General features: G+C 35.3%; 13 protein-coding genes. 8 read left to right on the top strand and 5 right to left on the bottom strand.

From position 1 onward, the window contains the following. Nucleotides 1–18: 18 nt before the first annotated feature. The 4 genes from ACJJVP_RS17285 to ACJJVP_RS17270 all read left to right on the top strand — a co-directional run bounded on the left by ACJJVP_RS17285 (nt 19) and on the right by ACJJVP_RS17270 (nt 6,649). Nucleotides 19–1,470: a RagB/SusD family nutrient uptake outer membrane protein gene (locus ACJJVP_RS17285; protein WP_405415695.1), complete on the top strand. Its 1,452-nt coding sequence runs from the start codon at nt 19–21 to the stop codon at nt 1,468–1,470. Between the two features lie 246 nt (nt 1,471–1,716). Further along, nucleotides 1,717–3,402 carry an FAD-dependent oxidoreductase gene (locus ACJJVP_RS17280; protein WP_405415692.1) on the top strand — a complete coding sequence of 562 codons (1,686 nt, stop codon included), beginning with the start codon at nt 1,717–1,719 and terminating at the stop codon, nt 3,400–3,402. A gap of 26 nt (nt 3,403–3,428) precedes the next feature. Further along, on the top strand, nt 3,429–4,985 hold the full coding sequence (locus ACJJVP_RS17275; RefSeq protein WP_405415690.1) for an arylsulfatase: 1,557 nt from the start codon (nt 3,429–3,431) through the stop codon (nt 4,983–4,985). After that, complete coding sequence (locus ACJJVP_RS17270; protein WP_405415687.1) at nt 4,982–6,649, top strand: FAD-dependent oxidoreductase; 1,668 nt, start codon at nt 4,982–4,984, stop codon at nt 6,647–6,649. Before ACJJVP_RS17275 ends, ACJJVP_RS17270 begins: the two co-directional genes overlap by 4 nt. A gap of 158 nt (nt 6,650–6,807) precedes the next feature. Here the strand turns inward: ACJJVP_RS17270 and mnmE are convergent, their stop codons facing one another. Continuing rightward, nucleotides 6,808–8,205 carry a tRNA uridine-5-carboxymethylaminomethyl(34) synthesis GTPase MnmE gene (gene mnmE / locus ACJJVP_RS17265; protein ID WP_405416226.1) on the bottom strand — a complete coding sequence of 466 codons (1,398 nt, stop codon included), beginning with the start codon at nt 8,203–8,205 and terminating at the stop codon, nt 6,808–6,810. 110 nt (nt 8,206–8,315) lie between these two features. On the opposite strand from mnmE, the gene ACJJVP_RS17260 reads away from it, so the two are divergent. Both ACJJVP_RS17260 and ACJJVP_RS17255 read left to right on the top strand, forming a co-directional pair. Then, nucleotides 8,316–8,723: a hypothetical protein gene (locus ACJJVP_RS17260; RefSeq protein ID WP_405415685.1), complete on the top strand. Its 408-nt coding sequence runs from the start codon at nt 8,316–8,318 to the stop codon at nt 8,721–8,723. A 72-nt stretch (nt 8,724–8,795) separates the two neighbouring features. After that, nucleotides 8,796–9,164: a DUF4870 domain-containing protein gene (locus ACJJVP_RS17255; RefSeq protein WP_036153598.1), complete on the top strand. Its 369-nt coding sequence runs from the start codon at nt 8,796–8,798 to the stop codon at nt 9,162–9,164. Between the two features lie 70 nt (nt 9,165–9,234). On the opposite strand, the gene dnaN is transcribed toward ACJJVP_RS17255, so the two are convergent. Continuing rightward, nucleotides 9,235–10,353, bottom strand: a complete 1,119-nt coding sequence (gene dnaN / locus ACJJVP_RS17250; protein ID WP_036153600.1) for a DNA polymerase III subunit beta — start codon at nt 10,351–10,353, stop codon at nt 9,235–9,237. A gap of 278 nt (nt 10,354–10,631) precedes the next feature. Then, the gene (locus ACJJVP_RS17245) at nt 10,632–11,462 is read right to left on the bottom strand and encodes an S-adenosyl-l-methionine hydroxide adenosyltransferase family protein (RefSeq protein ID WP_405415683.1); all 831 of its coding nucleotides are present in this window, start codon (nt 11,460–11,462) and stop codon (nt 10,632–10,634) included. Between the two features lie 130 nt (nt 11,463–11,592). On the opposite strand from ACJJVP_RS17245, the gene ACJJVP_RS17240 reads away from it, so the two are divergent. Together ACJJVP_RS17240 and ACJJVP_RS17235 are read left to right on the top strand one after the other, a co-directional pair. Continuing rightward, complete coding sequence (locus tag ACJJVP_RS17240) at nt 11,593–12,546, top strand: PhoH family protein (protein ID WP_036153605.1); 954 nt, start codon at nt 11,593–11,595, stop codon at nt 12,544–12,546. 8 nt (nt 12,547–12,554) lie between these two features. Continuing rightward, entirely contained in the window at nt 12,555–13,511 is a 957-nt protein-coding gene (locus tag ACJJVP_RS17235; RefSeq protein WP_405415681.1) for a phosphoribosylaminoimidazolesuccinocarboxamide synthase, read from the top strand. Between the two features lie 2 nt (nt 13,512–13,513). Here ACJJVP_RS17235 and ACJJVP_RS17230 read toward each other — a convergent pair whose 3' ends face one another. Both ACJJVP_RS17230 and ACJJVP_RS17225 read right to left on the bottom strand, forming a co-directional pair. After that, on the bottom strand, nt 13,514–14,170 hold the full coding sequence (locus tag ACJJVP_RS17230) for a PolC-type DNA polymerase III (protein WP_405415677.1): 657 nt from the start codon (nt 14,168–14,170) through the stop codon (nt 13,514–13,516). After that, nucleotides 14,170–16,089, bottom strand: a complete 1,920-nt coding sequence (locus tag ACJJVP_RS17225; RefSeq protein WP_405415675.1) for a DUF294 nucleotidyltransferase-like domain-containing protein — start codon at nt 16,087–16,089, stop codon at nt 14,170–14,172. Before ACJJVP_RS17225 ends, ACJJVP_RS17230 begins: the two co-directional genes overlap by 1 nt. Nucleotides 16,090–16,091: the final 2 nt, after the last annotated feature.

The raw sequence follows: 16,091 nt of genomic DNA, 5'->3' as shown, positions 1-16,091 counted from the left end.
TTAAAAAGACATAACATTATGAAAAATATAGTTTTAGGATTAATAATAATCATGTCTTTCTCTGCTTGTGAAAAGACATTGGAGGAAGTACCTAAAGATTTTGTATCTAAGGCAAACTTCTACAATACAGAAGAAGATGCACAAGCTGCAATTGTTGGTGTTTACGCTGGCTTGCAAAGTGACTTTTTTGGAATGAATCATTATTTGATGACAGAGCTTCATGGTGATTTTATTTTGGGTAGAGGGTCACAAGCTCCCATTACTATTTGGGATCAAATATTAGATCAAACGAGTATTGGAAGGTGTGCTTCAAATTGGTCATCCCTGTATACTACAATCAATCGAGCGAATGCGGTTTTAGATAATGTTTCGCAAATCGAAGATATAGATGCCGATGCAAAAAAGCAGATCCTTGGAGAAGCACATTTCTTGAGAGCTTTATGTTATTTTGAATTGGTACGTGGTTGGGGTGCAGTCCCTATTAAGACTAATGAAAGTGTAGATTTGAGTACTGTAGAAGCTGCAAGGGAGTCAGAAAGTAAGGTGTATGAATTAATTGTTGCTGATGCCTTGGCTGCTGAAAACAGCCTTGGTGAAATAGGATCACAAACAGGTAGGGCATCTAAATGGGGGGCAAAGATGTTGTTGGCCCACGTTTATTTGACTTTGGAAAATTGGGAAGCAGCAGCTGAAAAGGCTGATGATGTAATTGTCAATGGTCCTTTTAGCCTTGTTGAAGTTGAAAGCCCAGATGATTTTTATAAGGTGTTTGCTGTAGATTCAAGTACAGAAGATATTATGTCAGTACATCATTCTGAAACAAAAACTTCTGGCATTCCAACTTATATACATAGAGGGCAGGCATTGCCATATAATTATTCATCTACAGGTTACTTTGCATGGCTTCCCGATACAAATTCTTTTATTGGTGATAGTTGGGACGATAACGATTTACGAAAGGAATTTAATTTATATACAGAGTATCAGAATTTTGATGGGTCATGGGTTTCTTTACCAGAAACGTTACCGGTACTTTTCAAGAAATTCATTTCTAACTCTTCTGGACAAAATGTATATAGTGTGCCTATTTATAGGTTTGCAGAAGCTTATTTAATTTATGCAGAAGCGGCAAATAATGTAAATGGAGGTCCAACAGCGCTTGCTACGGAGAGATTGAACGTTATAAAAAGACGAGCTTATGGTTTGGATATGAACACAGTTTCTTCAGAAGATTATTCTTCTAGTATGGGTTCCATTGATTTTAGAAATGCGGTCTTACAAGAACGTGCATATGAGTTTTTGTTGGAACGTAGACGCTGGTTTGATTTAAAACGTACTGGATCTGTTAAGGAAGCTTTTACGGCAGCTGGTAAGAATATTATTGATGAGCGTTTTTTATGGCCTATTCCTGAAAATGAAATCAATAACAACCCGGCAATTAATCAAGCTGATCAAAATCCAGGTTACTAATATTTAAATAGGGTTAGGAATACAGGTCTCTAGTCCGGCCTGTATTCTTTATCTCTAATTGTTCAAATATATTTTAAATATGATGGGTCACTCAAAGCTGTTGATCCGCTTTTTAGTCAATTATTAATTTGTAATTGAAAAGTTGGACTATAAAAGAGTGCTCAGCTCTTAAATTAAAACCAAAAATTTCTAATCGAATAAGATTTTTGAAAATAGCATATAGAACACTACTAATTAATAAAGAATATGACCAAACTAATAAAATTTTTCACACTCATATTAATGTTTCAAGGCTTGAACGCACAAACAAAAAAATATGATATAGTTATTTATGGGGGTACTTCAGCTGGTATCGCTGCAGCAATTCAATCGAGTAGAATGAATAAATCAGTCGTACTTATTGAACCAACAAGCCGAATTGGAGGTTTAACTACAGGAGGCTTAGGACAGACGGATATAGGTAATAAACAGGCAATAGGAGGAATTTCTAGAGAGTTTTATGAGAACATTAAAAAGTACTATGACAATTCAAGTAATTGGAAATGGGAAGATAAATCCGATTACAAGGATGGCGGACAAACACGAACGCAAGAAGGGGAACCTACCATGTGGACTTTTGAACCTTCAGCAGCATTATCGGTTTATGATCAGATGTTAAAAAAAGAGAAGGTAAAACTAGAATACAATGAAAGATTGAATAGAGAATCTGGTGTAGAAATGGATAATGGTAAAATCATTTCTATTACAATGGAAAGTGGAAAGAAATTCGTCGGTAAAGTGTTTCTTGATGCTACTTATGAAGGAGATTTAATGGCTACCGCTGGTGTTAGCTATACTGTTGGTCGTGAGAGTAATGAGGAATACGGTGAAACTTTGAACGGTGTTCAGGCTAATAATTACAATGTTTCATTGACCAAATTAATTTCTAAGAATGCAGCTAATCATAATTTTATACCAAAAGTAGACCCTTATATTATTAAAGGGGATCCTAAGAGCGGACTTTTACCGAATATAAATGAAAAACCCGGGGTCGAGGGAAATGGAGATGATAAGGTTCAAGCTTATTGTTTTAGAATGTGTTTGACCGACCATCCTGAGAATAGAATTTCTTTTATAAAGCCAGATAATTATAATGAGTTGAACTATGAACTGTTATTTCGCAATTATGAAGCTAGAGAAGGGTCAGTACGAGATATGTACTATAAAGGTGGACCTCTATTGCCATTAATAAATTCTAGTATGCCAAATCGTAAGACCGATTCGAATAACAGATTTGGATTTTCTACCGATTATATCGGAAAGAACTATAACTATCCAGAGGCTTCATACGCTGAAAGAGAAAGAATAGTAGAAGATCACCGCAATTACCAAATGGGCTTAATGTGGACGTTGGCCAATCACCCCAGAATTCCTAAAGAGGTTCGTGATGAAGCTTCAAAATGGGGGACAACCAAAGATGAATTTGAGAGAGAAGATGGTTGGCAGCAACAACTATATATACGTGAAGCAAGACGTATGGTAAGCGATTATGTTATGACACAGCGTAATTGTGAGGGGCTTGAAGTGGTAGAGGATGTCATTGGGCTAGCCGCATATACAATGGATTCGCATAATGTACAACGTTACGTAGATGCTAACGGTTTTGTTCAAAATGAAGGTAACGTTGAAGCGCATGGCTTTGATCCATACCCTATAAGCTACAAATCTTTGACACCAAAAAAGGAAGAATGTGAAAATCTAATCGTACCGGTCTGCCTAAGCTCCACCCATATAGCTTTTGGTTCTATAAGAATGGAACCGGTATTTATGGTTTTAGGTGAATCAGCGGCTACTGCTGCATCGTTGGCAATTGATTCAAACAATTCAGTTCAGGATGTACCTTATGAAAGTTTGAAATCCATTCTACTAAAAAATGGTCAACACCTTAAATAATTAATCAAATTATAATTGTTTTAATTATGAAGCCATTAAAAGAAATTGCTAATGAAAAAGCCACCAAATTTTGGTTAAGAAAGTATTGCTTTAGTAGTGTTTTAGCGTTATGTGTTTTGGTTTTCACATCTTGTAAAGAGAAAAAAGAGGAATCAAGAACTTTGCCAAACATTATCTTAATATTAGCCGATGATCTTGGTTACGGAGATTTGGGTTCATATAATGGTCAATCTTTAGTGCCTACGCCCAATTTGGATAAATTGGCATCTGAAGGTATCAGTTTTACCAATGCCTATTGTCCTGTCTCGGTTTGCACACCATCAAGATATGCGCTGATGACCGGTACTTATCCCTTTAGAAGTTGGAAAAAATCCGGTGTACTTGCAAATTATGAACCTTCCATGATAAGCGATGGTCAATTAACACTTCCAAAAATGTTACAGGAAGCGGGTTATACGACGGCAGGTTTTGGAAAATGGCATTTAGGAGCAAATTTTCCAACATTGGACGGACTTAAACCAGCGGGATACGGTCAGTTTAAATCAGAAAATAATGGTAAAAATATCGATTTGAGCAAACCAATTGAAAATGGTCCTGTTGATAAGGGTTTTGAAAATTGGTATGGGTTTAGCTGTGCGAGTGAATGCTGGGTAATGGAAGGTAATGATATAGTTGCGGCCTTACAACATGAATTTTATAATATAGATGCTGCCAAGGGTAAGGAACATATTGAAATTATTCCATCTAACGAGTATTTAAAACTACTTACTAAAAAAAGTATCGCATTTTTAAGTCAGAGATTCAGGTCACCAGATAAAAATCCGTTTTTTCTATACTTTGCTCCTTATGTACCACACATTCCATTGTCGGTAAGTGATGAGTTTATTGGGAAAACAAAAGCTGGAACCTATGGTGATTATGTTGCTGAATTGGATACTTATATTGGTCAAATATTAGATACACTTGAGAGTTCTGGGCAGGCGGATAATACCCTAATACTTTTTGCTAGTGACAATGGGTCGCAATTTGAAAGAACTGGTATACATATAAATAACGCCAACCCTAGTAATGATTTAGCAAGTGTAAAAGAAAAACATAATGACTCCGAAGAGCATCATCCAAATGGTAATCTTAAAGGGTCTAAATGGACAATATGGGAAGGCGGGGTGCGTATGCCATTTATAGCAAAATGGCCAGGTAAAATTCCGACAGGTATGAAGTCGGATAAGATTTTTGCTTTAAACGATGTAATGGCAACTTTAGGAGCTCTTGTCAATTATGACTTGCCAGAGAATGTTGCGATAGATAGTTATGATCAATCCTTAAACTTTTTGGGAAAGGAAAATAATATTAGAAATACTGTCGTAGTACAATCTTCCAATGGTCAAATGGGATTGCGGAAAGGGGATTGGAAATATATTCAGCCAAACGAGAATGAGTTACAGGGTCAATTATATAATCTGGCGGAGGATGAATCTGAATCTAATGATTTAATTAACGAGCATTTTGAATTGGTAGAAGAAATGAAAAAAGAATTACTTGAAATAACATCCAATACCTACTCTAAAAATCAAAACAAATGAAAAGTATAAGCCGTTTCGTACTTCATATGGTAGTGTTGATGATTTCAACTTTGATTTTGTATTCATGTGAGGATAAATCTACAGATGTAAAAGAAACAATCACAGCAGACATTATTATTTATGGGGGAACTTCAGCGGCAATAACGGCAGCAGTAGAGGCAAAACGCTCTGGGAAATCGGTTATAGTCGTTTCTCCAGACAAGCATTTGGGAGGGTTGACCTCTGGAGGATTAGGATGGACTGATACTGGTGATAAAAGTGTAATTGGAGGACTTGCAAGAGAATTTTATCAAAGAATTTATAAGCATTATAATACTGATGAGGCTTGGAAATGGCAACCTAAAAGTGAATATGGAAATACAGGACAAGGTACACCTGCCATGGATGGAGAAAATAGGACTATGTGGATTTTTGAACCTCATGTAGCAGAAAATGTTTTTGAGGATTTAATTAAAGAGAATGAAATTAGGGTTGATAGAGATGAATGGTTAAATCGGGAGAATGGTGTACTTGTAGAAGACGGAACTATTAAATCAATTTCTACGTTGACAGGTAAAACATACTCGGCTAAAGTTTTTTTAGATGCAACCTACGAAGGTGATTTAATGGCTGCTGCTGGAGTAAGTTATCATGTAGGTAGGGAAGGCAAAGATGTTTATGGAGAAAAATGGAATGGAGTGCAGACAGGTGTTTTACATCATAAACATTGGTTTCAATCTAATATATCCCCTTATATAATACCAGGGGATTCAACTAGTGGTTTGTTACCTAGGGTTTCCGGTAAAGCACCAGGTAAGAAGCATGATGGGGACCATAAGATTCAAGCATATTGTTTTCGTACTTGTATGACTAATCATGAAGCCAATAGAGTACCTTTTCCAAAGCCTGAAGGTTATGACCCAATGCAATATGAATTGCTTGCTCGTGTATTTGATTCAGGTTGGAATGAATGGTTCAATAAGTTTGATGCCATTCCCAATCATAAGACAGATACAAATAATCATGGACCGTTTAGTAGCGACAATATCGGAATGAATTATGATTATCCAGAGGCTTCTTATGAAAGAAGAAAAGAGATTATAAAAGAACACGAGCAATACCAAAAAGGACTTTTATGGTTTGTAGCAAATGACCCTAGAGTGCCAAAAAATATTCAAATGGAAATGCAAAAATGGGGGTTAGCTAAAGATGAATTTGTGGATAATGGTAATTGGCCACATCAAATTTATGTTCGAGAAGCAAGACGAATGGTAGGTGAATTTGTAATGACAGAAAATGAACTATTAAAAAAGAGTAAGACTCCTAACCCAATAGGATTAGGTTCATATACTATGGATTCTCACAATGCACAACGTTATATAAAACCAGATGGTTATGTGCAAAATGAAGGAGATATTGGAGTAGAAACTAACGGTCCATATACCATTTCTTATGGCTCGTTGGTACCTAAAAAAAGCGAATGTGAAAATTTACTTGTTCCCGTCTGTGTTTCATCAAGTCATATAGCTTTTGGATCTATTAGAATGGAACCAGTTTTCATGATATTGGGACAATCGGCAGCTGCGGCGGCCGTTATGGCAATAGATGAGAATACTGCAGTACAAAATGTTGATTATACGCAATTGAAAAAGGTTTTGTTGTCTAGGGGACAAATAATCGAATGATTTTAGTTGGTTTTTCCATTAAATGTGAAAATATTATTTGAGCATGTTAGTTTAATTGCAGATAGGGATGACGATATATAGTTGTCCCTATTTTTTTATTTAAAATACAAAGAATTATAAATAACGTTTTACACGTATCAATAAAGATAAGTGATGTTTTACTTCCCGATACAAAAATTAGCAAAGATATTCCCCAATAACTCATCATTGGTCACTTGCCCGGTGATTTCCCCTAAATGGTATAAAGCTTCTTTAACATCAATTGCCATGAGGTCGCTTGAAAGTTCTGCTTTCATCCCAAATTGAACTTTTTCTATTTCTTCTAGTGCTTTAAGTAAGGAGTTATAATGGCGGGTATTGGTAACTATCGTTTCATTATTGCGAAGAGCTCCAGTATTTACAAATTCTAAAAGGCTATTTTGTAATTCTTCTACACCTTCTCCAGTTTTTGCAGATAGGTATTTTACATCATCTAAATAAGTTCCGATTTTATTCTTTTCATCCTCAGAAAGGGTATCGGCTTTATTTACAAGCAATACTAAAGGTTTTAGCGGATTCTGATTTTTTATTTTCTCAAAATCGATGACAATATTTTTTAGTTTTTTATCGTCAGCTAAAATCTTTGATCCATCAACCAGTAGTAAAATTACTTGTGCCTGTTCTATTTTTTCGAATGTTCGTTTAATTCCCATGCCTTCTACAACATCTTGGGTCTCACGAATTCCTGCGGTATCTATGAATCTGAAACCAATTCCACCAATAGATATTTCATCTTCAATTGTATCACGAGTTGTTCCGGCAATATCAGATACCAATGCGCGCTCTTCATTTAAAAACGCATTTAAAAGGGTAGATTTACCTACGTTAGGTTCGCCTACAATAGCCACTGGAATACCATTTTTAATTACATTTCCTACTGCAAAAGAATCTATTAGACCTTGCAATACTTTTTGAATACGGGTAAGTAGTTCCTTAAATTGAGTACGGTCTGCAAATTCTACATCTTCTTCAGAAAAATCAAGTTCTAGTTCTATTAACGAAGCAAAATTTAAGAGTTCTGTTCGTAATTGTTTTATCTCGTTACTGAATCCGCCACGCATTTGTTGTACGGCAATTTGATGACTCGCAGCGTTATCACTAGAGATTAAATCGGCAACAGCTTCAGCCTGACTTAAATCCATCTTACCATTTAAAAAGGCTCTTAGGGTAAACTCACCTGCATCTGCGGTTCTACAACCATTTCTAAGAAACAATTGAATTATTTGCTGTTGTATATATGGTGAACCGTGGCAAGATATTTCTATCACGTTTTCTCCTGTATAAGAATGTGGATTTTTAAATATGGAAACGAGTGCTTGATCTAGTATATTCTCTCCATCGTTAATATAACCTAAGTGTATGGTATGGCTTTTTTGGTTTTCAAGAATTTTACCTGAAACCGATTCAAATTGTTTAGAAGCAATGGTAAGGGCATCGGGTCCTGAAAGTCTTATAACTGCGATTGCTCCTGCGCCTGCTGGAGTTGCTAATGCTATTATAGTATCGGTTTGAATCATCATGCAAAAATAATCAATTATAACTGTTGTAGTTTTCTTAATTTAAACACCTTTTGTTTTCAGTATTCAATTATATAGTAATTTTGCATGTTATAAAATGTAATCTTAAAATGAAAAAAGTACTTGTGTTATTAGTGTTTATGTTAGTTGGCTCTTTTGCTGTTGCTCAAAGTGAAACTCCAAATTCTTCTACCGAAATTACGGTTGACCAAGAAAAGGAAATGGATGATGTTAAAAAGAAGGTTGATAAGGCTGAAGCAAAAGCTAAAAAAGAAAAGAAAGAAGCTGCCGCTAAGAAGAAGGAAGAGAAGTTGAAAAAGCAAATTAAGTCTAAAGAAAAGTCTATTTCCAGCGAAGAGAAACAAATTGAAAAATTAAAAGGTCAATTGGAAAAAGGGAAAGTTAAAGGAACACTTTCTCCGGTTGATATTCAGAAAAAAGAAGATAAGATTGCCAAGAGTCAAATGAAGATAATGAAAGAGCAGGAAAAACTTAAAAAGCTAAATAGAAAATTATAATTTCTAATTTTTGTAACATTTATGGGGTTTGTGCGTCTTATTTATAGTATTCATCATTAAAATCAATCAAAAATGGAACTAGTAAATAAAAACGCAGTAGTTGTTCGTGAGGACCGTAATTTGTTGGTCATTACTCATTTGTCTCAATATTTAGATTTTATAACAGGATTTGGCGGACTTATAGTACCGCTGGTGATTTGGTTAACAACCAAAGATTCCGTTATTGGTATGGATGAGCATGGTAAATCTGTCATAAACTTTCAGTTAACCCTAATCTTATATTTAGTAATTGGTATTCCTGGTATCTTATTATTCGGACTCGGAATCTTATTGCTGATTTTTGCCGGTATCTTATCAATTGTGATGCCTGCAGTAAATGCCATAAAAGCAAGTAACGGAGAATCCCCTAGTTATTTTGGAACCATACGGTTTATATCGTAAACAAGATATAAAGCATAATAAAAAAGGGTCAGTTGAATAACTGACCCTTTTTTATTTATAGTTTTTAGTACTATCCGTTAAGCATAACAGGCATTACCAACATAGTTACAAATTCACCTTCATCTAAACCATCTGTTGGGGTAAGTATACCTGCACGATTTGGTAAACTCATTTCTAAAGAAACTTCATCAGAACCTAAGTTGTTCAACATTTCGGTTAAGAACCTAGAGTTGAAACCAATTTGCATGTCATCACCTTGGTAAGCACATGTCAATCTTTCTTCTGCTTTGTTAGAATAATCAAGATCTTCAGCAGATATATTTAATTCTGCACCTGCTATCTTTAAACGTATTTGGTGTGTTGTTTTATTAGAGAAAATAGAAACCCTTTTTACTGAACTCAAAAACTGATTTCTAGCGATCGTAAGTTTGTTCGGGTTTTCTTTTGGTATTACCGCTTCGTAGTTAGGGTATTTGCCATCTATTAGTCTACAAATCAATTCAGTTTCATCAAAACTGAATTTTGCATTACTTTCATTGTATTCAATAAGCACATCAGACTCACTACCAGCTAAAATACCTTTCAATAAAGTTAAAGGTTTTTTAGGCATAATGAATTCCGCTACTTGAGAAGCTCTTACATCTGTTCGTTGGTATTTTACCAATTTATGTGCGTCAGTAGCAACGAACGTTAAGTTCTCTGGAGAAAATTGAAAAAATACTCCGCTCATTACAGGTCTTAGGTCATCATTACCTGCAGCAAATATTGTTTTGTTGATCGCTGTTGCCAAAATATCACCAAGTAATGTAGTTGAACTTGGACTTGTTAATTCAACTGCTTTTGGGAATTCAGCTCCATCAGCATATGCAAGCGCATATTTACCGTGGTTAGAACTGATTTCTACTGTATTGTTATCCTCAACAACAAAAGTAAGTGGTTGTTCAGGGAAAGTTTTTAAAGTTTCTAAAAGCAATCTTGCCGGTACAGCTATAGTACCTTCGTTGTCAGAATCTACTTTTATAACTGAACTCATGGTGGTTTCCAAATCGGAAGCTGAGACCGTTAGTTTGTCCTTCTGCAAATCGAACAGAAAATTATCCAGAATTGGTAACGTATTACTGTTGTTGATTACACCTCCTAATATTTGAAGTTGTTTTAGCAAATAGGTACTTGAAACTATAAATTTCATTCTTTAATTTTTATTGATATTTTCCTTGAATTCATCAAGCAAAATAGGTTTAAACTCCTTATCGTTGGCAGTTTTCGTTACCAACAAAGATATTTTAATTGACCTTTTTAAGGAAACAAACTTATTAACAGTTTGTTATCTATTAAGGTAGTGTATAATACTAGGTATTACTACATTAAGATCATATTAATTAATTTTGGGCATTAGTTATTAACTTTTGACCTCTTCCTATATTTTAAAAATACGCTTAAATATTCTTGAAATTGAATTTGCTAATGCTATTCAAAATCTACCATAATAGTATCTCTATAATCTAATCCTAATAGGGTAGAGGCACCACCTACTGTGGTTAAATTACTTTTGTAAATAGCCAGTTCTATATAATTGGATGAATTAAATATGGCAAGCAGGTCTCCTGCACTCTTACGTTGACTCTTCTCTAGACTATAGTCTATAAATTCATTATAAGCTTTATGGATCGTTTTTATTTTATGATTACGGGCCATTACGGTATAATCACGGTCTTTCCGATAAGCGTCAAATAAATTTTTACGAATATTGGTAATTACATTTCCATAGTTATCAATATAGATGACACTGCCAATTATTTTCTTTCCGTCTTCAACTATTCTCGGTGCAAATTCTCTTAAATCGTTCAATTCGGTAAATGGTTTGCCCACAAGTTCTAATGTGCCGCCGCGGGCTATATGGCAGGCAACTTGTATGAAAACATTTAATACAGGGAATGAGTTTGCAATAGAATCTGGTAAATTTATTTCAAATACTTTTTCCGGAGTCATTTCAGAGGTGATGAGTCCAATGACACCGGTGTTTGCGCTAATAAAATAGTGTCCGTTTACTAATGCTACAATATGCTTGTTATCCGGGGTTTCTTCAGAGTCTACACCAACAATATGAATGGTTCCTTTTGGGAAACTATTATAAGTATTTGAAAGTATATAAGCACATTCGTGAATGTTGAAGGGCATGATGTCATGCGAAATATCAACAATTTTAGCATCGGGCAATTCTGTATATATGGAGCCTTTTAATAAAGCTACAAAGTGATCTTTTAATCCGAAATCTGTTGTGAGGGTGATAATTGCCATACAGCAATGTTGATATGTTTTTGGTTAGTCGAACTTAAAATTTGCTTAAATTTGATATACAAAATTAAACAAAAAAATAGCGACTAGAAACTAATCTTCGCTAACTATAAATCATTATAAAACCGACTGTTTGAACGAGATAATTCTAGAACTTACCGAAATTAGCCCGAGAGAGTTTTTTGGGCAGCAAAATGAACATATTGATTTATTAAAAAAATACTTTCCGAAGTTGAAAATTGTAGCCCGTGGCAACAAGATCAAAGCTTTTGGAGATGAAGAACTCTTAGAGGAGTTTGAAAGGCGGTTTGATATGTTGACCCAGCATTTCATTAAATACAACAAATTAGATGAAAACAGTATAGAAAGAGTTTTGACAAGTTCTGAGGATGATGAATTAAAATCATCAAAGAATAGTGGAGAAACTTTGGTTCATGGTGTTAGCGGTAGGTTGATAAAGGCACAAACTGCTAATCAACGTCGTTTGGTAGATGCCTCTAAAAAGAACGATATGGTTTTTGCCATTGGCCCGGCAGGTACTGGTAAAACCTATACTGGTGTTGCACTTGCGGTAAAGGCTTTGAAAGAGAAACAGGTAAAGAAAATTATCTTGACGAGACCGGCTGTTGAGGCTGGTGAGAATCTTGGTTTTTTACCTGGCGATTTAAAAGAAAAACTAGATCCTTATATGCAACCTTTATATGATGCGCTTAGAGATATGATCCCTGCCGAAAAATTGGTGCATTATATTGAAAACGGTACCATACAAATTGCACCAATGGCATTTATGCGTGGTAGAACTTTAGATAACGCCTTTGTTATTTTAGATGAGGCACAGAATACCACCCACGCACAGATGAAAATGTTTTTAACTAGAATGGGTAGAAATGCAAGATTCCTGATTACGGGAGATCCAGGGCAAATTGACTTGCCTAGAAGAACAATTTCAGGTTTAAAAGAGGCGCTACTTATTTTAAATAATGTGCCAGGTATTGAGGTTATTTATCTAGATGATAAAGATGTAATCCGTCATAAACTTGTGAAAAAGGTTATTGAAGCTTATAAAACTATAGAACACCACAATTAAGAATTTACATGTCAAAAAATACTATTTACGAAACTGAATTTAATTTCCCGGGTCAGAAAAATGTCTATAAAGGCAAAGTAAGATCGGTGTATACTTTAGATAACGATATGTTGGTCATGGTGGCCACTGATAGGTTATCTGCTTTTGATGTAGTGATGCCAAAGGGAATTCCATATAAAGGACAGATTTTAAACCAGATTGCGACCCAAATGATGGCTTCTACAGAAGATATTGTTCCAAATTGGCTAACGGCTACTCCTGATCCCAACGTTGCCGTAGGTGTTGCCTGTGAACCTTTTAAAATTGAAATGGTAATTCGTGGCTATTTATCCGGTCATGCCGCTAGAGAATATAAATTGGGGAAAAGAATGTTATGTGGTGTTTCCATGCCTGATGGTATGAAGGAGAATGACAAATTTCCGAGTCCTATAATTACTCCTGCTACCAAAGCGGAAATGGGTGATCATGATGAGGATATCTCGAAAGCCGATATTCTAAGCAAGGGAATAGTTTCAGCAGAAGATTATGCTCTATTAGAAAAATACACCTATGCTCTTTTTCAAAGGGGAACAGAAATCGCTGCTGAAAGAGGATTGATTTTGGTGGATACGAAATACGAATTTGGAAAAACCAAAGATGGTAAAATTGTTTTAATAGACGAGATTCATACTCCAGATTCTTCAAGATATTTTTATTCTGACGGATATCAGGCTAGGCAAGATGCCAATGAGCCTCAAAAGCAATTATCGAAGGAGTTTGTAAGACAATGGTTGATTGCGAATGACTTTCAAGGTTTAGAGGGGCAAACCGTTCCTGAGATGTCTGATGAATATATTGAGTCTGTATCTGAACGTTATATTGAACTTTACGAGCACATAACGGGAGAGCCATTTGTAAAGGCTGATACTACTCATATTCATGATAGGATAAATAGAAATGTCTTAAGTTATTTGGAGAGCCTTTAAACTTATCTAAGTAAATATTTAAGCGAGAAGTTTTTCTTTTCCTTTAAGCGTGATATAATCTTTAAAAAGGCGACAGCTGTTATATAGGCGTCGCCTAAAGCAGTATGCCTGTCTTTTCTAGAAATGGAGAATTTTTCCGCAAGCTCATCTAGGGTATAATGGGATTTAGGTTGAACTAGGTAAGACTTTATTAATGTTTTCTTGTAAATCACTCCCGTATCTAAGACAATGTTTTTTAATTTAGGTAGACCATGCCTTACTAAAGCAGTATTTAGCATTCCCATATCAAAACCTGCATGGTGTGCCACGATAACAGCATCGCCAACATAAGCTAAAAACTTTTCAAGTGCCAAAATTTCACTAATACACTCTCGCTGTCCGTTTTTTAAAAGTCCGTGAACATGGACAGTCTCTTTATTGAATTTTTCTTGCTCTAAATAGATATCGAATACTTCTTGAACAGAGATGCTCTCATTTTTAATTTTTACCGCGCCAATGGAAAGGATACGGTCATCTTCAAAGCTAAAACCTGTTGTTTCGGTATCTAAGACTACAAAAATTAAGTCATTAAATTTTTTACTTTGAGTTTCCTTGAAAAGGCTTTCATAAGTTTTCCAAAACTCTGGTAGGTTTTTAGGTGTTCTTTTAAATAATCCCATTACCCTAATATATTAGTGACTTTAAAACGAAGTGTGATCAATTCTTGTATTTCCTTAATAGCCTTAAAGGTTCTTTTCAATTTCATTTTTTCTTGCTTGCTCAATTGATCTAGTTGAATAAATCTACCTGAGTCATGATTAGCTAAACCTTGGCGTGTTCTAAATTTCAATAAAGCTTTGGTAGCATAAGAGCAAGCTAAATACAACTCTTTGTTATTGGGCTCGAGCTCTGCTAGTTTCTCATATCGTTCCCATGTATTGCTAATAGCTTTAACGGAATGTGATAGTATTAAAACACGCGCAGCATCAACCAAGGGTCTTAAAGCTCTACTTTTTAAATCAAAGGAATCTTTGTGTTGACCGTCTTGCTCAACAACAAATTGCCTAAAAAAACCAGTGGGTGACGGACTTTGAAGTGCGCCGTTTGCCAAATGCACTAAAAAAATAGGATAATTCTTAACGGTTCTAAATATATGGTCAGACATATTATCCAATAAACTTCTCTCACCGAATGCTAAACTGTAATCAAAAAAAATGGAGGACATTAAAACCTCGTTGGGTCCTGGGTTACCGATCCAGTATGATAGTTTGTTTTTCCATTCTTCTAGGCTTAAGCACCATTTTGGGTTAGAAGCCATCATATCCGCTGGGCAGTACTCATATCCTATAGTATTCAATCCTTTGGTAATATGTTTGGAAAGTTCAAGGAAATAAGTGGTGGTTTTAGGTAAATCTTCCTCAGGAACATCTTCAAATACCAAGGCATTATCTTGATCTGTATGTAAAAGTTGTTCGCTTCTACCTTGACTACCCAATGCCAACCATGCAAATTTAACGGGTGGGGGCGTATCCATTTTAGCAATAGAAATTTCCACTACCTGCTTTATACATGTATCATTTAGTTCAGAAATAATTTTAGCAATCAATCCCAATGGAATATTTTGCTCTAAGTATCCGGTTAAAAGAACCATAACACTTTTTCTGATCTGCTTTATTTTTTTAATGCGAGAGGTACGTTTAATCGCTTTTACCAATACTGCCGGGTTATCGCCTAGGGAAACCATTACATCATGTTTGGATAAAATTCCTAATGCGGGAGAATTTGGCGTACCATCTTCCGTAATGACCAAATGACTAATGTTGCTTTTCATCATCGCCATTTGTGCCTGTGTAATGGTAAGATTTTTTGGATACGTAATTACCGGGGTAGTCATTACAGTTTTAACTGAAGCGGTTATTGGCTGTTCACCTGATATTACTTTGTTTCTGAAATCTTTATCGGTAATAATACCAACGGGTAAATCTTTACTGGTAATTAATAATGATCCAATTTTTTTCTTGGACATGATATCGGCAGCCTTTTTAATAGACGTTCTTGTGGAACAGGTCACCAATTTTTTTGAATAGCTAGCTAATTGTAGGTCTGGCAGTACCACTTCTTTAGTAACCTCTTCTTCATCTTCGTTATCATAAAGTTGCCCTTTTTGATTTTTTGCGTACGGATTACGGGTGTTGGAGGCAAAACTCTCCATTAGGAAAATAGTTACCTGGTCATTCTTCTTGGCAATAGGTTTAAATATATCTATTGGAATACCGTAGAGAATACACTCCTCATGTGCTCTAGCTTCTAACTTATAATTTTCATTGGCAAAAAGCGGACGTAACCCAAATATATCTCCTTCATCACAATAGTCAATAATATTTGAATTGGTGGGATTGTTTAAAGTAACCGCACCTTTATGAACCATATAAAAGTGTGAATGCTGAGGTTCATCAACATTGAAAATAATACTGTTCTTCTCTTTATAGACGATAAGTACTTGTTCAGCCAACTCAAAAAGAGATTTGCTGTCAAGAACATTAAAAGGAGGATAGTTTTTAATAAAATCGGCTACCCTTTCAGAAATCAGATTTTTCATAA

It is taken from the genome of Maribacter sp. Asnod1-A12 (assembly GCF_045063735.1).
Classification (GTDB): domain Bacteria; phylum Bacteroidota; class Bacteroidia; order Flavobacteriales; family Flavobacteriaceae; genus Maribacter.
The sequence above is the reverse complement of the archived record's forward strand: the minus strand, read 5'-3'. Positions and strand labels throughout refer to the sequence as shown.